This is a genomic window from Nonomuraea sp. ATR24, assembly GCF_041950485.1.
GTDB classification, from domain to species: Bacteria; Actinomycetota; Actinomycetes; order Streptosporangiales; family Streptosporangiaceae; genus Nonomuraea; species Nonomuraea ceibae.
This window is the reverse complement of sequence record NZ_JBGNUU010000004.1, coordinates 473948-494156: the sequence shown is the minus strand read 5'-3', so window position 1 is coordinate 494156 and position 20209 is coordinate 473948. Positions and strand designations below refer to the sequence as shown.

Genomic DNA, 20209 nt, shown 5'->3' with positions numbered 1-20209 from the left:
GGAGAGGACTTTCAGCAAAATGGCGAAGATTCTGGAGTTCGACGAGGACGCCCGCCGCGCGCTTGAGCGCGGAGTCAACGCCCTCGCGGACGCCGTGAAGGTTACCCTCGGCCCGCGTGGCCGCAACGTCGTCATCGACAAGAAGTTCGGTGCTCCGACGATCACCAACGACGGTGTCACCATCGCTCGCGAGGTCGAGCTGGAGGACCGTTACGAGAACCTCGGCGCCCAGCTCGCCAAGGAAGTTGCCACCAAGACCAACGACATCGCGGGTGACGGCACCACCACCGCGACCGTCCTGGCCCAGGCCATGGTCCGCGAGGGCCTGCGCAACGTGGCGGCCGGCGCCTCGCCGCTGTCGCTCAAGCGCGGCATCGACAAGGCCGCCAAGGACGTCAGCGACAGGCTGCTCGCCTCGGCCATCCCGGTCGAGGACAAGAAGGCCATCGCCGACGTGGCGACGATCTCCGCCCAGGACGCCAAGATCGGTGACCTGATCGCCGAGGCGTTCGACAAGGTCGGCAAGGACGGCGTGCTGACCGTCGAAGAGTCCAACGCCATGGGCATGGAGCTCGAGTTCACCGAGGGCCTGCAGTTCGACAAGGGTTACCTGTCGGCCTACATGGTGACCGACTCCGAGCGGATGGAGTCCGTCCTGGAGGACGCCTACATCCTGCTCACCCAGGGCAAGGTCTCCTCCATCGCGGACTTCCTGCCGCTGCTGGAGCAGATCGCCCAGACGAAGAAGCCGCTGCTCGTGGTCGCCGAGGACGTCGAGGGCGAGGCCCTGGCCGTCCTGGTCACCAACAAGATCCGCGGCACCTTCACCTCCGTCGCCGTCAAGGCTCCGGGCTTCGGCGACCGCCGCAAGGCGATGCTGCAGGACATGGCCATCCTCACCGGCGGCCAGGTCGTCAGCGAGGAGGTCGGCCTCAAGCTGGAGAACGTCGGCCTGGAGGTGCTCGGCACCGCCCGCCGCATCGTCGTCACCAAGGACGCCACGACCATCGTCGACGGCGCCGGCGACCCTGCCGCGATCGAGGACCGGGTCAAGGAGATCAAGCTCGCCATCGAGCAGTCCGACTCCGACTGGGACCGCGAGAAGCTCCAGGAGCGCCTGGCCAAGCTCGCGGGCGGCGTGTGCGTGCTGCGCGTCGGCGCGGCCACCGAGGTGGAGCTCAAGGAGAAGAAGCACCGCCTCGAGGACGCGATCTCCGCGACGCGCGCCGCGATCGAGGAGGGCATCGTCTCCGGCGGCGGCTCCGCGCTGATCCACGTCTCCAAGGACCTCGACGACCTCGGCCTGACGGGCGACGAGGCGACCGGTGTCAACATCGTGCGCCGCGCGCTGGTCGAGCCGGCCCGCTGGATCGCCGAGAACGCCGGCCTGGAGGGCTACGTCGTCACCCACAAGGTGGCGGAGCTGCCTGCGGGCCACGGCCTCAACGCGGCCACCGGCGAGTACGGCGACCTGCTCGCGCAGGGCGTCAACGACCCGGTCAAGGTCACTCGCTCGGCGGTGCAGAACGCGGCGTCGATCGCGGGCATGCTGCTGACCACCGAGGCCCTCGTGGTGGACAAGCCCGAGGAGGAGGCCCCGGCCGGCGGCCAGGGTCACGGCCACGGGCACGGCCACTAGGGTTCGCTGTAACGCGCTTCGGCCCGCACCGGGATTCCGGTGCGGGCCGTTTCGTTGTTTGTAGCGCTATGTCACATTTTTCTGTGAAATATTGTTTATCTGAGTAAACCTGGAGTGCGGGTTAAGCGTCCGTGGTCTGACGAATGTCGTGCCATTTGGCTTATAACGTGAAACAATCTGCCAGGCATAAAGGCTTAGTGTTGTCACTCGATTACTATCGGTTATCGTCGCTTCAATGTGACCAATCCGTAGCCGTTCGCCATGACGACAGGCCGGAGCGGGCCGGGCATCATGCCTAACGTGAGCGAGGGAAGCGTCGCCGACGCCAAAATTGGGGTAAGGCTCGCGTCGAGACTTCCGGCACGGACGGATGACTCCGACCTAAGAGAACTGACGAGCCTCGCGGTGCAGGGAGATCGCAGTGCGATCGAATCCTTGCTCGGCGAGTTGCGTCCGATGGTGGTGCGCTATTGCCGCGCCAGGCTGGGCCGCGTTTCGGGGCAATATCACATTGCCGATGACGTGGCCCAGGAGGTGTGCATCGCGGTCCTGTCCGCGCTGCCGCGATACCGCGACATGGGGCGGCCGTTCGCGTCGTTCGTCTTCGGGATCGCCTCGCACAAGGTGGCCGACGCGCTGCGCAGCTCCGTGCGCTCGGCCGTGCCGACCCAGGATCTCCCCGACGGGCCCGACGACGGGCCGGGGCCGGAGGAGACCGTCGTCCGCTACATCGAGGTCGAGCACGCCCGCAGGCTGCTCGCCCGGCTGCCGCCCAACCAGCGCGAGCTGCTGCTGTTGCGGGTGGTGTCGGGGCTGTCGGCCGAGGAGACCGGTAATGTACTCGGCATGTCACCAGGTGCCGTACGCGTCGCCCAGCACCGGGCGCTGGCCAGGCTGAGGCAGATGGCCGAGCTGGAGTCGGCTTGACCCCTGAGGAAGAGAGCGACGCGCTGCTCGACGCGCTCGCGGCCGGTGAGCTGCCCGACAGCGGCGACCCGGCCGCCCGGGTGCTCGCGGCCCTGGTCGGCGACGTGCTCGATCAGCGGCGTTCCTCCGTGTCGATGACGCCGTCGACGTAGCCTCGCGCGTACTCCCAGGTGACGTAGGCGGCCGGATCGGGCTGGAAGGCCGGCTCGTGCATCTGGGGCTGGCCCAGCTCGATCATCTGGCGCAGGTTGCCGCGCAGCAGGTCCCAGTCGAAGAAGTGCTGCTCGCCGCACTCCGGGCAGTCGAGCACCAGGCCCAGCACCCCCTGCTGCTCCAGCAGGGAGCGGAAGACCTCGACGTCGGCCAGGTCGGTGATGGCCTCGTCGCGCTCGGCGGCGGTCAGCGGCTCGGCCTCGCCGAGCTCGCCCATCGCAGCGGAAGGGTCGTTGGGGTCGTCCGCGAACGGGTCGCGGGGGACGTCTTCCAGCACCTTCCCACCATATGACCGATGCGGCGCGAGCGGTGGGCATTGACCGACCCGGCCACGCCGCACACCCTCAGCCCCGCCCTCACGCCCGCGCTGGCCCGCCCTCACCCCCGCCCTTACGCCCGCCCTCAGGGTCGCCTCGGGCCGGCCTTGGGTCAGGTCAGCCAGCCGCGGCGGGCGGCCTCCACGCCGGCGTGGAAGCGGGACTGGGCGCCGAGCTCGGCCATCGCGTCGGCGAACCTGGCCCGTACGGTGCGGACCGACAGGCCGAGCTGCCGGGCGATGGACTCGTCGCACAGGCCCTGCGCGGCCAGCCGCAGCACCTGCGCCATGCCGCCGCCGCGCTCCCAGGGCAGCGGCACGGCCCGCCCCCACCACTCCTCGAACAGCGAGCGGAGCATGCCCGCCACGATGGGGGTGCGCATCAGGTAGAAGTTGTAGGCGTGGTCGGGCAGGTTGCCGCCCCAGGTGGCGGGCAGCCCGGCGGTGTCGCTGCCGGCCGTCATGAACCAGCTGGGCACCCGGTCCAGCGTGCGCACCTGGCCGCCGGTCGCGAGCAGCCGGGTGAGCTGGTCGCGCACCCCGGGCAGGGTGAGGGTGGCGACGGGCAGCACGGCGCGCACCACGAGCAGGCCGCGGCGCTGGGCGTCGATCCACGGCTCGACGAACTTGGCGGCGAAGTCGGCCATCGTCCGCTCGTCGGGGATCGCGGTCAGCAGCGTCATCGGGGGAGCCTGCACGGCCATGCCCATGACGCTCTCGTACAGCACGTCCGCGCCGCTGGCGGACTCGACGGGGAACGGGCCGCTGCGGTGGTCGCGGCCGGCGTCGTAGTCGCGGATGAGGCCGCGGATCGAGCCGAGCACGGTGTCGATGCGGCGGCTCTCCTCGGCCAGCCGGTCGAGCCGTTCGGCCACGAGCCGCCCGAGCGCGGCCGCCGGGTGGCGGGCCAGGTACTCGCCGGACTGCTCGTCGACGACGCCGAGCCTGACGAGGTCGTCGAGCTGGTCGGCGACCTGGTCGACGGGCCCGTCGGTGGCCTCGGCCAGCTCGGTGCGGGTGGCGCGGTGGAGGCGCAGCACTGCCGTGTAAAGGGCCGTTTGCGTGGGATCGAGGCCTAGCGTTTCGAGCGGATCTGGCACAGTTTGGTGCTCGTTGCGCATGTGTCGGGCTCCGTAGGGGGGAACGCGCGGCGTGCCGCGAGGATAACCCGGCATTCCTTACTTGTCCGCTGGTTGCGCCGACTGCCCCGGCGGGGGGTGCAACTTCGTGCAATTGCACGTTTTCACATTGCGCTGTGCCGTTCCGTAACCCACGCTAACTCAGCGTCGGCATTCCGTTACAGGGCCCGGCGCCGCCGGCCATCAGGACGCGGAGGGGGGTTCGGTGGCGTGCGCGGCGTCAGGCCCGGATGCCGGTGGCCGGGGGACGGCGCGGCTCACCGACCGCTCCGTCCCCCGGCACTTCTGCTGGATGCCGGGAGTACGACGGACCGTGGGGGTCATCGTCCTCCCGGCATCCATGCGTTTTGGAGGCAGGCCCTAGACTTGCTGCATCAGCGCAACGGCAGGAGGGGCCGCAGCATGTCCAAGTTCACACAGACGGGTCTGACGTTCGACGACGTGCTGTTGGTGCCGGCCTATTCCGACCTGCAGCCGGGCGAGGCCGAAACCGCCACCAGGCTGTCACGCCGCATCACGCTGTCGATCCCGCTCGTCTCGGCGGCGATGGACACTGTCACCGAGGCGCGCATGGCGGTCGCGATGGCCCGGCAGGGCGGCATCGGCATCCTGCACCGCAACCTGTCGGTCGAGGAGCAGGCCCAGCAGGTCGACCTGGTGAAACGGTCCGAGGCCGGCATGGTGACCAACCCGGTGACCTGCAGCCCCGACGACACCCTGGCCGACGTCGAGCGCCTGTGCGCCACGTACCGGATCTCCGGGGTGCCCGTCACCGACGCCTCCGGCATCCTCGTCGGCATCGTCACCAACCGTGACATGCGCTTCGAGACCGACCAGGCGCGGCCGGTGCGCGAGGTCATGACCAAGATGCCGCTCGTCACCGCCCCCGTGGGGGTCTCGCGTGACGACGCCTACGCGCTGCTGCGCAAGAACAAGATCGAGAAGCTGCCGCTGGTCGACCCGGACGGCAGGCTGCGCGGCCTGATCACGGTCAAGGACTTCACCAAGAGCGAGCAGTATCCGCTCGCCACCAAGGACGCCGACGGCCGCCTGGTGGTGGGCGCGGCCGTGGGCGTCGGCGGCGACGCCGAGGTGCGCGCCAAGGCGCTCATCGAGGCGGGCGTCGACACCATCGTGGTCGACGTCGCGCACGGCCACTCCAAGGGCCTGGCCGACATGATCGCCAAGGTCAAGGCCAACAGCAAGGTCGACGTCATCGGCGGCAACATCGCCACCAGGGCCGGCGCCCAGATGCTCGTCGACGCGGGCGCCGACGCGGTCAAGGTCGGCGTCGGGCCGGGCTCGATCTGCACCACCCGGGTCGTCGCCGGTGTCGGCGCGCCGCAGGTCACCGCCATCTACGAGGCGTCGCTGGCGTGCGCCCCGGCCGGCGTCCCGGTGATCGGCGACGGCGGCCTGCAGTATTCGGGCGACATCGTCAAGGCCATCGCGGCCGGCGCCGACAGCGTCATGCTCGGCTCCCTGCTGGCCGGCTGCGAGGAGTCGCCCGGCGAGCTGATCTTCATCAACGGCAAGCAGTTCAAGTCCTACCGGGGCATGGGCTCGCTCGGCGCGGTGCGCAACCGCGAGCGGGGCGGCACCTCGTTCAGCAAGGACCGCTACGCCCAGGCCGAGGTCGGCGGCGAGGACAAGTACATCCCCGAGGGCATCGAGGGTCAGGTGCCCTACCGAGGCCCGGTCGCGGCGGTCGCCCACCAGCTCGTCGGCGGTCTGCGCCAGGGCATGTGGTATTCCGGCTGCCGCACGATCCCCCAGATGCACACCGACTGCGAGCTCATGCCGATCACGGCAGCGGGCCTCAAGGAGAGCCATCCCCACGACATCCAGATGACCGTGGAAGCTCCTAACTATCACAGAAGGTAAAACCGCATGACTCAGCAGGTGGAGATCGGCCGGGGCAAGGCAGGCCGCCGGGCTTACTCGCTCGACGAGATCGGCCTCGTCCCGTCGCGGCGCACCCGCGATCCGGAAGAGGTCTCGATCGCCTGGCAGATCGACGCGTACCGGTTCGAACTGCCCGTCGTCGTCGCGCCCATGGACAGCGTCGTCTCGCCCGCCACCGCGATCGAGATCGGCCGGCTCGGCGGGCTCGCGCCGCTCGACCTCGAAGGGCTGTGGACGCGCTACGAGGACCCGTCCCCGCTGCTGGAGGAGTGCGCCTCGCTCGACGCCGAGGCGGCCACCCGCAGGCTCCAGGAGATCTACGCGGCGCCGATCAAGGAAGAGCTGATCGGCCGCCGCATCGAGGAGATCCGCGCCTCCGGCGTGACCACGGCCGTCCGGCTGTCGCCGCAGCGCACGGTGCAGTATCACAAGGCGGTCATCGACGCCGGGGTCGACATGTTCGTCATCCGGGGCACCACGGTCTCCGCCGAGCACGTCTCGGGGCGGGCCGAGCCGCTCAACCTCAAGCAGTTCATCTACGAGCTCGACGTCCCGGTGATCGTGGGCGGCTGCGCCACCTACACGGCGGCGCTCCACCTGATGCGCACCGGCGCGGCCGGCGTGCTGGTCGGCTTCGGCGGCGGCGCCTCCCACACCACCCGCAACGTGCTGGGCGTGGCGGTGCCGATGGCGACCGCGATCTCCGACGTGGCCGCGGCCCGCCGCGACTACATGGACGAGTCCGGCGGACGCTACGTGCACGTGATCGCCGACGGCGGCATGGGCACCTCCGGCGACATCGCCAAGGCCATCGCGTGCGGCGCCGACGCCGTCATGGTGGGCTCGCCGCTGGCCCGCGCCTCCGAGGCGCCCGGCCACGGCTTCCACTGGGGCTCCGAGGCGCACCACCCCGACCTGCCGCGCGGGCGGCGGGTCGAGTTCGGCACGGTGGGCACGCTGGAGCAGATCCTGCACGGCCCGTCCAGCGTGGCCGACGGCTCGATGAACCTGATGGGCGCGCTCAAGCGCACGATGGCGTCGACCGGCTATTCGGACATCAAGGAGTTCCAGCGCGTCGAGGTCGTCGTCGCGCCGATCCAGCGCTGATCTCGGGATGAGGATTTCTCCACCGCGTAGAAAGAATTTTGCACGCGGTGGAGAATCCTCCGCCCGGCCGCCAGTGTCGCCCGCGCATGATCGTCAAGATTTCCCTGGGCGGTCCCTGCCTGGTGGGAGCAGGCGAGGGCCGCCTCTCAGCCGATCACCCGCGTCGCCTCGTCCAGCCACACCCGCTGCTCCTCCGGGGTGACGGTCATGCCGAACCGCTCGTGACCGGGCTCTCCCCAGCTCACCCAGGTGAAGTAGGCGTTGACCGCCTCCGCCCACACGTCGCGGTCGCCGAACCTGTAGACCTCGTAGTCGTCGCGGTGCGGCTGCCAGCTCGCGGCCGCCCACTCGTCCGGGCCGCCGATCACCCACATCCGGTAGAAGTCGTCCTCCTGGTAGACGCTGGTGCGCAGCCCGGTGAGCGCGGAGACGGCCAGGTCGGCGCCGAGCGGGGCGTAGGCCAGGGTGCGCGGGTCGACCGGGGTCCTGAACTCCAGCGCGTCCTCGCGCCGCCACGGCCCGAGCTCGGCGGGGCGCTGGGAGCGCATCATCATGTAGTGGGCGCCGCCGGAGAAGCGCCCGGCCGCCGTGCCGCCCGGCATGACCGTCAGGCGCAGCGCGTGGCCCGCCCCGAAGCCGGGGCAGTAGGGTGCGACGATCGCGCCGCCGGGCCGGGTCTGCTCGATCCACGCGTACGGCACCGTACGGACTCCGCAGGTGACGTGGACGCGGTCGTACGGGGCCCGCTCCGGGCAGCCGTAGGCGCCGTCGCCGACGATCAGGCGCGGGCCGTCGCCCAGGCGTCGCGCGGCGTCGGCGGCCACGGCGGGGTCGATCTCGATGCTCGTCACGTTCGCCGCGCCGACCAGGTGTGACAGCAGCGCGGCCGTCCACCCGGTGCCCGTGCCGATCTCCAGCACCCGGTTGCCGGGGGCGGCGTCGAGCAGGCGGAGCAGGTGCGCGACCGTCGCGGGCGCCGAGCACGACGAGGTGTAGCCGCCCTTGGCGGTCCGGAGGTCGGCGCGCCCGTCGTCGAGCTGCGTGACGATGGGGGACGCGGAGCGTACGGCCTGCCACCAGCCCTCCGGGTCGGCTTTGCGGTCGATCAGGAGTGGCGGCCCCTCCGGCTCCGGGACGTGTAAGGCCACGTCGGGCACGAACCGGTGGCGCGGCACCGCCTCCATCGCCCGCGCCACGGCGGTGGCGCTCACCTCGCGCCGCCTGCCTTCTGACGCTCGCCCACGGGACCTCCTTCGGCTCGACGGTGACGGACCGTGATCGTAGGCAGGCGGTACGGGCCGGGCAAGGGATTCGCCGAAGAGCGCTGACGGCAGGTGGAGAACTTTGTGCATCGGTGGAGAATCGTCATCCCCCGGGAGAAAGTCAGGGGCGTACGGCACGGATGTAGTAGAGCAGCGACGGCAGCGGCCCCTCCGCCTCGACCCGGAAGCCCGCGTCGGGGATCAGGGTGCCGAGCAGCTCCTGCGGGGTGTGGTCCATGGCGGGGCCCGAGATCATGGCCATGAGCCGCTTGAGCAGCGGGTGCTCCGGCGGCCTGAACTCGGCGACGAGCAGCCGCCCGCCGGGCCGCAGCACGCGGAACATCTCGCGCGCCGCCGCCGGCCGGGCCTCCGACGGGATGTGGTGCACGGCCAGCGTGGAGACGACCAGGTCGAACGAGCCGTCGGGGAAGGGCAGGTCCTCCCCTCCGGCGACGACGTACTCGCAGTTGTCCGGGGCGCGGTCGCGGGCGTAGCCGATCATCGCGGGGGACGGGTCGACGCCCGTGACCTGCCCGCCGGGGCCCGCGACGGGCGACAGGATGCGGCTGAGGTAGCCGGTGCCGCAGCCGACGTCGAGGATCCGGTCGCCGGGCCGCGGCTTGGCCTGGGTGGCGACGCGGGTGAAGGCGGCGCGGCGGCCGCCGGGGTAGCCGAGCGAGGCGACGACCTCGTAGGCGCGCGGGTGGTCGATGGTGCCGCCCGCGTCGGCGTGCTCGGCGTGGTCGTGCAGGAGCCTGCCCAATCCCATGACGTCCTCTTCTCGGTACGGAACAAGGTGTTCGGTATTGAATGGTGCGTTCACCAGCCTGAGGAGTCCAGGACAGGCGGGTGCGGCGGACCCGCCGGGCCGTGCAGGAGCGGCGGCGGCTGGTGGTGTGCGTGGTGGGGGCGTTCATGGCGCTGGTTCAGGGGCGGAAGAGCCGCCAGAACGCCAGGGCCAGCTCGCCGGCCGGGGTTTCGCGAGGCCCGGTCACCCAGTGGGCGATCACGCCGACGAGCGCGCCCGACAGGTAGGCGGCGTGCACGTCGGGCGGCACGTCGTCGAAGCCGGCCGGCCGGGAGCCTTGCCGGAAGCGGGCCGACAGCTCGCCGGTGAGGCGTTCGCGCAGGCGGGAGGTGCAGCGGGGGCTGCCGAGCAGGCACGCGTAGAGGGCGGCGCTAGCGGAGATGTGCGCGAACAGGGCGGTGAGCGGCTCGGGGGCGCGGTCGCGGGGCGCGTCGAGCGGGCAGAGCGCGGCGGCGCGGGCGACCTCGGCGACCGCGTCCTCCAGCGCGTCGGCGGCCAGCGCGTCGACGTCGGGATAGTGCAGGTAGACGGTGGCCCGGTTGACCTCGGCGCGCTTGGCGACCTCGGAGATCGTGATCGAGCCGGGCTCGCGTTCGGCCGCCAGGTCGAGGAGGGCGGCGTGCAGCCTGGCCCGGGTGCGCTGGGCGCGTGGGTCGTCGGGGTTCATGCCGCCCACTATACGACATGTGTTGCTTAATTGACAGTTGTCGCATAGTCTCGGTGTCATGCGAATCGAGATCTGGGCCGACGTGGTCTGCGGCTGGGCGTACATCGGCAAGCGGCGCCTGGAGAAGGCCCTCGAAGGGCTGGACGCCGAGGTGGTCTGGAGGCCGTTCCGGATCGACCCGACGGCCCCCGCCCAGGCGATCCCCTACGAGGAGGCGATGGCCGACCCCCTGGTCGACGCCGCGGTGGAGCGCTGCGCCCCCGGCCTGACCCCGGGGGAGAACCGGGTGCGGATGTCGCTCATCGCCGCCGAGGAGGGCTTCGGCTGGCGCTGGGGCCCCGCCTGGCGCGCCAGCAGCCACGACGCCCACCGGCTGATCGCGCTGGCCGCCGAGCATGGCGCCAACCAGGACGCCGTGGCCGAGCTGGTGATGAAGGCCCACTTCATCGACGGCCTCGACATCAGCGACCGCCGGGTCCTGCACCGGATCGCCGCCGAGGCCGGCTTCCCCGAGGGCGCCGCGCTGCTCGACGACGGGGCCGGGGAGCAGCTCGTCCGCGAGCTCCTGCTCCGCGGCAAGGCCATGGGCGTCGCCACCTCGCCCACGCTGGTCGTCGGCGGCCGGGCGCTGGCCGGGGCCCAGTCGCCCGAGGTCATCAGGGACTTCGTGCTGGGCGGCGACGGCCCCGGGCGGCGGCTGCCCGAGGAGGTCGAGCGCTACCGGCACGCCGAGTCGCTGCTGGACCAGCGCGACCCGCTCGGCGCGCTGGTGCTGCTCGGGCCGCTGCTCGGCGAGCACGGCGACGACCGCAACGTGCTCATGCTCGCCGGCCGGGCCTACTACGCCTCGGCGCAGCTCGGGCGCGCCCGCGCCACGCTGGAGCGCCTGGTCGAGCTGTCGCCCGACGACGCGTACGTCCACCAGCTGCTTGGACGCACGCTCCAGCGGCAGGGACGGCCCGACGAGGCCGCGCCGCACCTGCGGCTGGCCGGCGCCATGGTGCCGGACTACGCCTGACCACCTAGCATGCGAAGATGGCCGATCTCCAGGGGACGCACGCGGTCGAGGTGCGGGGCGACGTCGTCACCAAGCGCTACAAGGAGGAGAAGCCGGGCGCGGCCGAGCGCGAGTGGCGGGCACTGACCCTGCTGGCCCGCTACGCGCCCGGGCTCGCGCCCCGGCCCATCTCCAACGAGGGCGGCGTGACCATGTCCCGCATCGACGGCGTCCCGCTGCGCGGCCTGGCCGACGCGCCCGCGCACGCCGCCGACCTGGCCACCGCGCTCGCCGAGCTGCACGCCGCCGTCCCGCCGCAGGTCCTCGCCGGCGTGCCCGTACGCCGCTGGGGCCCGCAGGCGCTGGCCGGTCAGGTCGGGCAGTGGTGCGAGCAGTGGCAGCCCAGGGACCCGGCGGCCGACCGCGCCGTGAGCGAGGGCCGCCGGTGGCTGGAGCGGTGGCGGCCGAGCGAGGGCGACCCGCCGGTGCTCGGCGCCGGTGACGGCAACCTGGCCAACTTCCTGTGGGACGGCGAACGGGTGCGGATCGTCGACTTCGAGGACTCCGGCCGCAGCGACCGCGTCTACGAGCTGGCAGAGCTGTCGCAGCACGTCTCCATGTGGGTCGACGGCGAGGTCGACGTCCTGCGGCACGTCGAGCTCACCGCCGCCGAGCGGGCCCGGCTGCGCGAGTGCAGCAGGCTCCACGCGCTCACCTGGCTGTTCCTGCTGTCGGGGGAGGGCCCGCGCAACCCGCCCGGCACCTTCCGCCGCCAGGTCGAGCGGGTCCTCGCCGTGCTGGAGGCGTGAGGCGGCTCAGCCCGCGAGCACCCCGAGCAGGTGGCTGACCTCGCGCGACACCGCGTCGCGGCCGGCCTTGACGTACTTGCGCGGGTCGACGACCTTGCCGTCGTGGTCCAGGTAGTCGCGGATCGCGCCGGTGAACGCCTTGTTCAGGTGGGTGGCGATGTTGACCTTCTTCATGCCCTGGCGCACCGCCTCGCGCAGGATCTCGTCGGGCACGCCGGACGAGCCGTGCAGCACCAGCGGCACCGGCAGGGCCGCCCGCAGCTCGCCGATGAGGCCCAGGTCGAGCACGGCGTCCTTGGTGGTCATCGCATGCGAGGTGCCGACGGCCACGGCCAGCGCGTCGACGCCGGTCCTGGCCACGTAGTCGGCCGCCTCGTGCGGCTTGGTGCGGGCGCCGGGCGCGTGCACGCCGTCCTTGCCGCCGACCTCGCCCAGCTCGGCCTCCACCCAGACGCCGCGCTCGTGGCACCAGGCGGTCACCTCGGCGGTGGCGGCCACGTTCGCCTCGTCGGGCAGCGCGGAGGCGTCGTACATGACCGAGCCGATCCCCAGCGTCACGGCCTCCTCGACGAGCGCGCGGTCGGTGGCGTGGTCCAGGTGCACCGCGACCGGGACCTCCGCGCGGCGGGCGACCGCGAGCGAGGCGAGCGCGATCGGCTCCAGCGCGCCGTGGTAGCGGACGCAGTTCTCGCTGATCTGGAGCACCACCGGCAGGCCGAGGGCCTCCGCGCCCGCGACGATGGCGGTGGCGTGCTCCAGCTGGATGACGTTGAACGCGCCCACCCCGGCGGGTGACTCACGGACGATGTCGCCGATTCCGGCGAGCGGCATGACGGGCTCCTTCTACACGATCTCGATGAGGGGGTGGACGTGCGCGTACACGTCGCGGTCGAAGTCGCCCGCGACGGGCGCGGCCACGGCTGCGGCGCCCAGCGCCGCCGCCCGCCGCAGCCGCTCGGGCCACGGCGACCGTTCCACCAGGCCGAGCGCGAGCCCGGCCACCAGCGCGTCGCCGGCCCCCGTGGGGTTGCCTTCGACCTTGTACGGCATGCGCGCCCGCAGGACGCCCTCGGCGGTGACCGCCAGCAGGCCCGCCTCGCCCTGGGAGACGACGACGGCCTCGGCGCCCCGCTCGCGCAGCGCCTGGGCGCCTTCCTCGGGGGTGCCGTGCGGGACGGCCCTGGCCAGCTCCTCGGCGTTGGGCTTGACGACGGCGGGCCGGCCGCCGGGCGCGTGCCTGAGCGGCTCGCCGTCGGCGTCGACGATCGCCGGCACGCCCCGGTCGGCGGCGACGGCGGCGAGCCTGGCGTAGACGTCGGCGGGGACGCCCTGCGGCAGGCTCCCGGAGATGACCACCGCCCGCGCGCCGTCGAGCAGCGACTCATAGTGAGTCAGGAAATCTCCCAGCTCGTCCTCGGAGACCCGGGGCCCGGGCTCGTTGAACAGCGTCGCGCCGGAGGGCTGCGACACCGCGAGCGTGGTGCGCGACTCCCCGGCGATCGGCGCCAGCGCGGCGGGCAGCCCCGCCGCGCCCAGGTCGGCCTCGATCGCCCGGCCGGTCGGCCCGCCCGCCAGCCCGGTGACCAGCACCTCCTGCCCGAGCGCCGCGAGCACGCGGGCCACGTTGACGCCCTTGCCGCCCGCCCGCCGGTGCACGGCGGCCACCCGGTTGACCCCGTCCCACTCGACGGCGGGCACCTGGTAGGTCACGTCGAGGGCGGCGTTGAGCGTCACGGTGAGGATCATCGAGGCTCCGTGATCCAGACGCCGCGCTTCATCACTCCGGCCACCTCCAGCTCGTCGGTCAGCACCACCAGGTCGGCCGACTTGCCGACGGCGATCGAGCCGGCCCGGTCGGCCAGGCCGAGCACCCGGGCCGGCGTCAGCGAGGCGATCTGCGCCGCGTCGGGCAGCGACAGCCCCATGTCCTGGACGGCCCGCCGGAACGCCACGTCCATGGTCAGCGTGGAACCCGCGATCGAGCCGCCCTCGACGAGGCGGGCGACGCCGTCGAGGACGCGGACGCCCATCGGCCCGAGCCCGTACTCGCCGTCGCCGAGCCCGGCCGCCATCATCGCGTCGGTCACCAGCGCCGTGCGCCCCGGCCCGGCCACCTCGCAGGCCAGCCTCAGCATCGCCGGGTGCACGTGGACGCCGTCGTTGATCAGCTCGACCGTGACCCGCTCGTCCTCCAGCAGGGCCGCGATCGGGCCCGGGTCGCGGTGGCCGAGCTGCGGCATCGCGTTGTAGAGGTGGGTGGCGACGGTGACGCCGGCCTCGATCGTCTCGCGGGTCAGGTCGTAGTCGGCGCTGGTGTGGCCGAGCGCCGCGATCACGCCCTCGGAGACGGCCAGCCTGATCGTGTCGAGCGCGCCGGGCAGCTCGGCGGCGATGGTCAGCATGCGCACGTGCCCGCGCCCGGCCTTGAGCAGCCCGGAGAACTCCTGCGGCGAGGGCTCGCGCAGCAGCGCCGGGTTGTGCGCGCCGCAGCGCGATTTGGCGATGTAGGGGCCCTCGAAGTGGATGCCGGCCAGCAGGCCGTCGTCGCACAGGTCGGCCAGCGACGAGGCGGCGGCGGACAGCCGGTCGATCGAGTCGGTGACCAGGCTGGCCACCAGGGTCGTGGTGCCGTGGCGCTCGTGCAGCGCCACCGCCTCACGTGCTTCTTCCTGCTCGCCGGTCGGGAACGACCCGCCCGCGCCGCCGTGGTTGTGCATGTCGACGAAGCCGGGCACGACGTGCCGCCCGCCCAGGCTGTGACCCGGGCGGGGGGCGCTTCCGTGACCGACGTGCGTGATGCTGCCGTCTTCGATGGTCAGCCACCCCTCGTGCACTCCCTCGGGGGTCACGATGCGGGCGTCGGCGAGAGTAAGGCTCATGGAGAAAGGATCACAGATCGCGTGAGGTGCATGGGCTCGTCGGGGTTCAGTCCGCGGGCGAACGCGCGGGCCACCGCGACCCGCTGGGCCCGGATCAGCTCGGCCATCGGGTCGAGCCCGCTCTCCACGAACGTGCCGCCGGTGGCCTCGACCTGCGCGCGCAGGCCCTCGGGGGCGGTGCCGAGCATCCAGGTGACGCGGCCGGGCCCGGCGATGCTGATGGGGCCGTGGCGGTATTCCATCGCCGGGTACGCCTCCGTCCACGAGCGGGACGCCTCGCGCATCTTCAGCGCGGCCTCCTGCGCCAGGCCGACCGACCAGCCGGAGCCCAGGAACGTGAACTGCTCGGCGGCGACCAGCTCGTCCGGCAGCGGCTCGGCCAGGGCGAGCTCGGCGTCGGCGACGGCCTGGCTCAGGTCCTCGCCGAGGCTGGCGCGCAGCAGCGCGAGCTGGGTGGTGGCGAATCGGGTCTGCACGACCGACCGCTCGTCGGCGTAGTCGAGCACGACGAGCTCGTCCGCGGCGGTCCTGATCGGCGTCTCGGGGTCGGCGGTGATGGCCGTGGCCGGGATGTCGATCCGGTTGAGCAGGTCGAGCACCTCGGTGGTGGTGCCCGACCGGGTGAGCGCGAGCACGCGGTCGTAGCGCCGCCCGGCGGGGACCTCGGACGCGGCGAACGCGTCGGTCTCGCCCTGCCCGGCGCCTTCGCGCAGCGCGGCGTAGGCCATCGCGATGAACCAGGAGGTGCCGCAGCCGACGACGGCGACCCGCTCGCCCGGCTGGGGCAGCGCGCCCGCCGGGACGGCGGCGACGGCACGGCGCCAGCACTCGGGCTGGGACGCGATCTCGGCCTCGGTATGGGTGGACAACGCTTACCTCCGGATGTTCGTTTCTGCGTTGTTTATAGCAGAATAGAGCAGTAATGGACACCGGTGGCTCGGATCTCGCGGCTGTGCCACGCTTGCCCCCTGACGGATCTGGCGAAGGGAGGCTGATCGTGTCCCGTTACGATCGGTGGAACGCGATTCTCGAGCTGCTCAGCCAGGAAGGCCGCCTGACCGTCGAGGAGGCGGCCCAGGCGCTCGACGTCTCCACCGCGACGATCCGCCGCGACTTCGACCAGCTCGCGCAGCAGCAGATGCTCATGCGCACGCGCGGCGGCGCGGTCGCCCAGAGCGTCAGCTACGACCTCCCGCTGCGCTACAAGACGGCCAGGCACGCCGACGAGAAACAGCGCATCGCCGCTGCCGCCGCCGAGCTCGTCCGGCCCGGCGCGGTCGTCGGCATGAACGGCGGCACCACCACCTCCGAGCTGGCCCGCACCCTCGCCACGCAGGCCACGCTGGAGTCGGGCTTCACGATCGTCACCAACGCGCTCAACATCGCCGCCGAGCTGACCGTGCGCCGCCACGTCAAGATCGTCGTCACGGGCGGGGTGGCCAGGCAGCAGTCCTACGAGCTGATCGGCCCGCTCGCCTCCGGGGTGCTCGACCAGGTGACGATGGACGTGGCCTTCCTCGGCGTCGACGGCTTGGACGTGACGCTGGGCGCGTCGGCGCATCACGAGGGTGAGGCGGCGGTCAACCATCAGCTCATCAGCCGGGCCGGGCACGTCGTGGTGGTGGCGGATTCCTCGAAAATCGGTAAGAGGGCATTTTCCCGTATCTGCCCCATCGAGCAGATCGACACGCTCGTCACCGACGCCCTGCTCCCCGACGACTCCGCCGCCGCCCTCACCGAAGCCGGCGTCAAGGTGATCCGCGCCTGACCACTGACCACCCCGGGGGCAGGTGATCCGGGGTTGAACGGGTAAGTATGGGATCAATGCAGCCCATACCCAGGGGGAGTCATGGCGGCGGGAAGGGGCGTGGCCCGGCTGGGGCCCGCCGAGCGCGGCGCGGCGCTGAAGACGATGGCCGCGCGCGAGCTGGACGTGGTCGTGGTCGGCGGCGGCGTGGTCGGCGCGGGCATCGCGCTCGACGCCGCCACGCGCGGCCTGGAGGTGGGCCTGGTCGAGGCCCGCGACTTCGCCTCGGGCACCTCCTCACGCTCGTCCAAGCTGATCCACGGCGGCCTGCGCTATCTCGAACAGCTCAACTTCGAGCTGGTCAGGGAGGCCCTTCAGGAGCGCGCCCTGCTGCTCCAGCGGATCGCCCCCCACCTGGTGCGGCCGGTGCCGTTCCTGTTCCCGATGACCCACTTCGGCTGGGAGCGCCCGTACGTGGGGGCCGGGGTGGCGCTCTACGACACGCTCGGGTTCGCCACCGGGCTGACCAGGGGCGTGCCGGGACACCGGCACCTGTCGAGGAGCCGGGCGCTGCGGCTGGCCCCGGCGCTCAAGCGCACCGCGTTCACCGGCGCCGTGCAGTACTGGGACGCGCAGGTCGACGACGCCCGGTACGTGATGACGATGCTGCGCACCGCCGCCACCTACGGCGCGCAGGTGGCGCCGCGCGCCCAGGCGGTCGGGTTCCTGCGCGAGGGCGAGCGGGTGACCGGGGTGCGGGTGCGCGACCTGGAGACCGGCGACGAGCTGGACGTGCGGGCGCAGCAGGTGGTCAACGCCACCGGCGTGTGGACCGACGACATCCAGGAGCTGGTGGGCGGGCGCGGGCAGATCCACGTGCGCGCGTCCAAGGGCATCCACCTGGTGGTGCCGCGTGACCGCATCCACTCCCTGACGGGGCTCATCCTGCGTACGGAGAAGTCCGTGCTGTTCGTGATCCCGTGGGGCAGGCACTGGATCATCGGCACCACCGACACCGAGTGGACGCTCGACAAGGCGCACCCGGCGGCGTCCCGGGCCGACATCGACTATCTGCTCGACCACGTCAACGCCGTCCTGTCGGTGCCGCTGACCAGGGACGACGTGGAGGGCGTCTACGCGGGGCTGCGCCCGCTGCTGTCGGGCGAGTCGGACGAGACGTCCAAGCTGTCGCGCGAGCACGTGGTGGCGCACCCGGTGCCGGGGCTGGTGATGATCGCGGGCGGCAAGTACACGACGTACCGGGTCATGGCCAAGGACGCCGTCGACGCCGTGGCGCACGGGCTGGATCAGCGGGTGCCGCGCTCGTGCACGGACCGGATCCCGCTGGCCGGGGCCGAGGGCTACCAGGCGCTGTGGAACGCCAGGCACCGGCTCGCGCACGAGTCGGGGCTGCACGTGGCCAGGATCGAGCACCTGCTCCAGCGCTACGGCTCGCTCATCGACGAGGTGCTGGAGCTGATCGACGAGGACCCGTCGCTGGCCAGGCCGCTGTCCGGGGCCGACGACTACCTGCGCGCCGAGGTGGTGCACGCCGCCACCCACGAGGGCGCCCGGCATCTCAACGACGTGCTGACACGCCGTACGCACATCTCGATCGAGACCTTCCACCGCGGCCTGGCGGTGGCGCAGGAGGCCGCCGAGCTGCTCGCCGGGCCGCTGGGCTGGGACGGCGAGCAGGTCAAGCGGGAGGTCGAGTACTTCACCAAGCGAGTGGAGGCCGAGCGGCTGTCGCAGGAGCAGGACACCGACCACGCGGCCGACGCGATCAGGCTGGGCGCGCCCGAGATCGTGCCGGTGGCCGCGCCCGAGCGGTCATGACCCGAGCGGGATCCAGCCTCGTTCGGCGAGCGTGGCGGCGTCGTTGACCTGGACTCCCGTGGCGGAGAACGTCCAGATGGCGTCACCGATGATCATCGAGCGCTGGATGCCCGGCTGGTAGGACTCGCCGCGCGGGGCCGGGTGCTCGATCAGGCCCACCTTGGCGATCTCCGTGTCGGTGATCTTCAGCACCATCGCGCCCGACCGCTGGTCGCCCTCGGTGTAGCTGCTGAGCGGGATGACCGCGGTGCCGGTCTTGGGCCAGTAGAGGAACGCGTGCGGGTCCCATTCGGCCTCGGAGCCGGAGTTCTTCTGGAAGAACTGCGACAGCCTGGCCGGCTTGGCGGGGTCGGCCACGTCGAACAGCGAAACCTGGGTGCCGCGCGTGCGGCCCTCCTCGCTCGCCTCCTGGCCGATGCCGATCAGCCGGCCGTCGCCCGCCGGGTGCAGGTACGCCGAGTAGCCGGTGATCTTCAGCTCGCCGGTGACCTTGGGGGCGGCCGGGTCGCGCAGGTCCAGCGTGTAGAGCGGGTCCACCTGGCGGAAGGTGACGACGTAGCCGACCGGGCCGATGAACCTGACGGAGTAGATGCGCTCGCCGCCGCCCAGGCCGCCGACCTTGCCGACCTCGGCCAGGGTCGCGGCGTCGAGCACGTGCACGCTGCTGGAGCTCGTCCTGGCGTCGGCCGAGTTGAGCGTGGTGGCCACGCGCAGGCGGCCCTCGTGCTCGGAGAGTGAATACTGGTTGAGCAGCCGGCCGGGCACCTTCCCGGAGGCCACGTACGCGGGGGCGCCGGGGCCGCCGGTGTCGAAGCGGTGCACCTCGGTCTCCTCCGGCGGCAGCTTCGGCTCCGCGGGCGTCGGCTCGTCGGCGGGCGGCACCGGGGTGTCGCTGAGGGCGACGGCGATGGGCGACCACCAGCGCGGGTTGCTGGCCACGTACAGGCTGCGGCCGGTGCCGTACACGATGTCGCCGTCGGCGGCGAGGCTGATCGGGTCGGTGCCGGCGGCGGTGAGCCCCTGCGCGAGGTCGAGCGTGTGCACGGTCAGCAGCGAGGTGCCGGTGTAGTCGTCCGGGTGGCTGACCCGCTCGCACGGCACCCGCTTCTTGGTCGTGGCCCCGGCGGCGTCGGTGATCTCGATCTCGGGCAGCCAGGCGTCGGCCGGGGCCTGTCGGATCGCCTGCTGGTTGACCTTGGTCCGCTCGGCCTCCGGCATGGTGTCCTTGGGCTGCGGGAACGTGATGTCGGGCTGGCTGCGGGTGATCAGCCGGACGGTCGAGCCGACCATGCGGGCGTCGACGTGGGAGCCCTCCGGCGTGACCGAGCCGAGGACCTTCGGCTGCCCGGCCAGGTCCACGAGCACGTAGCGGGTGTCGCCGACGGGGGCGAAGCCGCGGTAGAGGGCTGGGCCGCCCTGGAACATCACCAGCGCCCGGTCGCCGGAGACGAGCAGGCTGCTGGGCGCGTAGCCGCGGTCCTCGGTGTCGGCCAGGTCGAGCGTGGCGGTGACCTTCCTGGTCGCGGTGTCGATGACGCGCAGGGTGCCGCCGTTGACGGTGAAGACGCGATCGCCGTCGGTCTTGACCAGGTCCGGCTCGTCCACGCCCGCCTCGTGCACGTTCGTGGTGGAGTGGTCGGGGGTCTGGGCGACGTCGCTCTCCTGGGTGACCGCCGCCCGGTCCTCCGCCTTGAACATGACGGGACCGCCGCCGAAGCCCCACGGGCCGACGTTCTCGGCGGCCTTCTCGCGCAGGCCGGCGAGCAGGTCGTCGCAGCCGCTGTAGGCGACCAGGCGGACGGCTCCCAGCCGCGTCTTCTCGACGGTCGGCGGGCCGGCCGGGGTGGGGGTGGTGCAGGCGGCCAGGGCCGTCGCGAGGGCCGCGACGGCGATGACCGGGCGGATCGGGGTCTTCATGACCTCCTTCACGGATCGGACGCCCTGCCGGTTCACGG

At 72.2% G+C, this 20209-nt stretch carries 19 protein-coding genes; 9 read left to right on the top strand and 10 right to left on the bottom strand.

Annotation, left to right across the window (positions count from 1 at the left end):
• The first annotated feature begins 19 nt into the window (after positions 1–19).
• The 3 genes from groL to ACBI99_RS13255 all read left to right on the top strand — a co-directional run bounded on the left by groL (position 20) and on the right by ACBI99_RS13255 (position 2718).
• Positions 20–1639: a chaperonin GroEL gene (gene groL / locus ACBI99_RS13265; protein WP_219500502.1), complete on the top strand. Its 1620-nt coding sequence runs from the start codon at positions 20–22 to the stop codon at positions 1637–1639.
• A 291-nt stretch (positions 1640–1930) separates the two neighbouring features.
• Positions 1931–2566: a sigma-70 family RNA polymerase sigma factor gene (locus ACBI99_RS13260; protein ID WP_156325505.1), complete on the top strand. Its 636-nt coding sequence runs from the start codon at positions 1931–1933 to the stop codon at positions 2564–2566.
• A complete protein-coding gene (locus ACBI99_RS13255; RefSeq protein WP_156325503.1) occupies positions 2563–2718 on the top strand; it encodes a hypothetical protein in 156 nt (51 codons plus the stop codon). The genes ACBI99_RS13260 and ACBI99_RS13255 overlap by 4 nt, the downstream gene beginning before the upstream one ends.
• Here the strand turns inward: ACBI99_RS13255 and ACBI99_RS13250 are convergent.
• Positions 2679–3056: a DUF5319 domain-containing protein gene (locus ACBI99_RS13250; RefSeq protein WP_219500503.1), complete on the bottom strand. Its 378-nt coding sequence runs from the start codon at positions 3054–3056 to the stop codon at positions 2679–2681. The genes ACBI99_RS13255 and ACBI99_RS13250 overlap by 40 nt on opposite strands.
• A 152-nt stretch (positions 3057–3208) precedes the next feature.
• Complete coding sequence (locus ACBI99_RS13245) at positions 3209–4135, bottom strand: LuxR C-terminal-related transcriptional regulator (protein WP_308125611.1); 927 nt, start codon at positions 4133–4135, stop codon at positions 3209–3211.
• Positions 4136–4636: 501 nt separating this feature from the next.
• Between ACBI99_RS13245 and guaB the strand changes: the two genes are divergently transcribed.
• Both guaB and ACBI99_RS13235 read left to right on the top strand, forming a co-directional pair.
• A complete protein-coding gene (guaB, locus tag ACBI99_RS13240; RefSeq protein ID WP_219500507.1) occupies positions 4637–6118 on the top strand; it encodes an IMP dehydrogenase in 1482 nt (493 codons plus the stop codon).
• A gap of 6 nt (positions 6119–6124) precedes the next feature.
• Complete coding sequence (locus tag ACBI99_RS13235) at positions 6125–7246, top strand: GuaB3 family IMP dehydrogenase-related protein (protein WP_219500509.1); 1122 nt, start codon at positions 6125–6127, stop codon at positions 7244–7246.
• 146 nt (positions 7247–7392) lie between these two features.
• On the opposite strand, the gene ACBI99_RS13230 is transcribed toward ACBI99_RS13235, so the two are convergent.
• From ACBI99_RS13230 to ACBI99_RS13220, 3 genes are all read right to left on the bottom strand, one after another.
• A complete protein-coding gene (locus ACBI99_RS13230) occupies positions 7393–8457 on the bottom strand; it encodes a protein-L-isoaspartate(D-aspartate) O-methyltransferase (RefSeq protein ID WP_308125612.1) in 1065 nt (354 codons plus the stop codon).
• A 172-nt stretch (positions 8458–8629) separates the two neighbouring features.
• A complete protein-coding gene (locus ACBI99_RS13225) occupies positions 8630–9277 on the bottom strand; it encodes a class I SAM-dependent methyltransferase (protein WP_375072391.1) in 648 nt (215 codons plus the stop codon).
• A 157-nt stretch (positions 9278–9434) separates the two neighbouring features.
• Positions 9435–9983: a TetR/AcrR family transcriptional regulator gene (locus ACBI99_RS13220; protein ID WP_357591365.1), complete on the bottom strand. Its 549-nt coding sequence runs from the start codon at positions 9981–9983 to the stop codon at positions 9435–9437.
• Positions 9984–10041: 58 nt separating this feature from the next.
• Here ACBI99_RS13220 and ACBI99_RS13215 point away from each other — a divergent pair, with 58 nt between their 5' ends.
• The gene (locus ACBI99_RS13215) at positions 10042–11001 is read left to right on the top strand and encodes a DsbA family protein (RefSeq protein ID WP_375072390.1); all 960 of its coding nucleotides are present in this window, start codon (positions 10042–10044) and stop codon (positions 10999–11001) included.
• 17 nt (positions 11002–11018) lie between these two features.
• Positions 11019–11789, top strand: a complete 771-nt coding sequence (locus ACBI99_RS13210; protein ID WP_219500521.1) for a phosphotransferase family protein — start codon at positions 11019–11021, stop codon at positions 11787–11789.
• A 6-nt stretch (positions 11790–11795) separates the two neighbouring features.
• Here ACBI99_RS13210 and ACBI99_RS13205 read toward each other — a convergent pair whose 3' ends face one another.
• The 4 genes from ACBI99_RS13205 to ACBI99_RS13190 are packed head-to-tail and all read right to left on the bottom strand — an operon-like array spanning position 11796 to position 15537.
• The gene (locus tag ACBI99_RS13205) at positions 11796–12620 is read right to left on the bottom strand and encodes a class II fructose-bisphosphate aldolase (RefSeq protein WP_364173684.1); all 825 of its coding nucleotides are present in this window, start codon (positions 12618–12620) and stop codon (positions 11796–11798) included.
• Between the two features lie 12 nt (positions 12621–12632).
• Positions 12633–13535 carry a 1-phosphofructokinase family hexose kinase gene (locus tag ACBI99_RS13200; protein WP_219500525.1) on the bottom strand — a complete coding sequence of 301 codons (903 nt, stop codon included), beginning with the start codon at positions 13533–13535 and terminating at the stop codon, positions 12633–12635.
• On the bottom strand, positions 13532–14668 hold the full coding sequence (gene nagA, locus ACBI99_RS13195) for an N-acetylglucosamine-6-phosphate deacetylase (RefSeq protein ID WP_219500527.1): 1137 nt from the start codon (positions 14666–14668) through the stop codon (positions 13532–13534). The genes ACBI99_RS13200 and nagA overlap by 4 nt, the downstream gene beginning before the upstream one ends.
• Positions 14665–15537 carry an SIS domain-containing protein gene (locus tag ACBI99_RS13190; RefSeq protein WP_219500529.1) on the bottom strand — a complete coding sequence of 291 codons (873 nt, stop codon included), beginning with the start codon at positions 15535–15537 and terminating at the stop codon, positions 14665–14667. Before ACBI99_RS13190 ends, nagA begins: the two co-directional genes overlap by 4 nt.
• A gap of 128 nt (positions 15538–15665) precedes the next feature.
• On the opposite strand from ACBI99_RS13190, the gene ACBI99_RS13185 reads away from it, so the two are divergent.
• Together ACBI99_RS13185 and ACBI99_RS13180 are read left to right on the top strand one after the other, a co-directional pair.
• A complete protein-coding gene (locus ACBI99_RS13185) occupies positions 15666–16436 on the top strand; it encodes a DeoR/GlpR family DNA-binding transcription regulator (RefSeq protein WP_219500531.1) in 771 nt (256 codons plus the stop codon).
• 81 nt (positions 16437–16517) lie between these two features.
• Positions 16518–18254, top strand: coding sequence for a glycerol-3-phosphate dehydrogenase/oxidase (locus tag ACBI99_RS13180; RefSeq protein ID WP_375072389.1), 1737 nt, complete (start codon positions 16518–16520; stop codon positions 18252–18254).
• Here the strand turns inward: ACBI99_RS13180 and ACBI99_RS13175 are convergent.
• Positions 18249–20171, bottom strand: a complete 1923-nt coding sequence (locus ACBI99_RS13175) for a beta-propeller domain-containing protein (protein ID WP_219500535.1) — start codon at positions 20169–20171, stop codon at positions 18249–18251. The two genes, ACBI99_RS13180 and ACBI99_RS13175, sit on opposite strands and share 6 nt — an antisense overlap.
• Between the last annotated feature and the right edge of the window lie 38 nt (positions 20172–20209).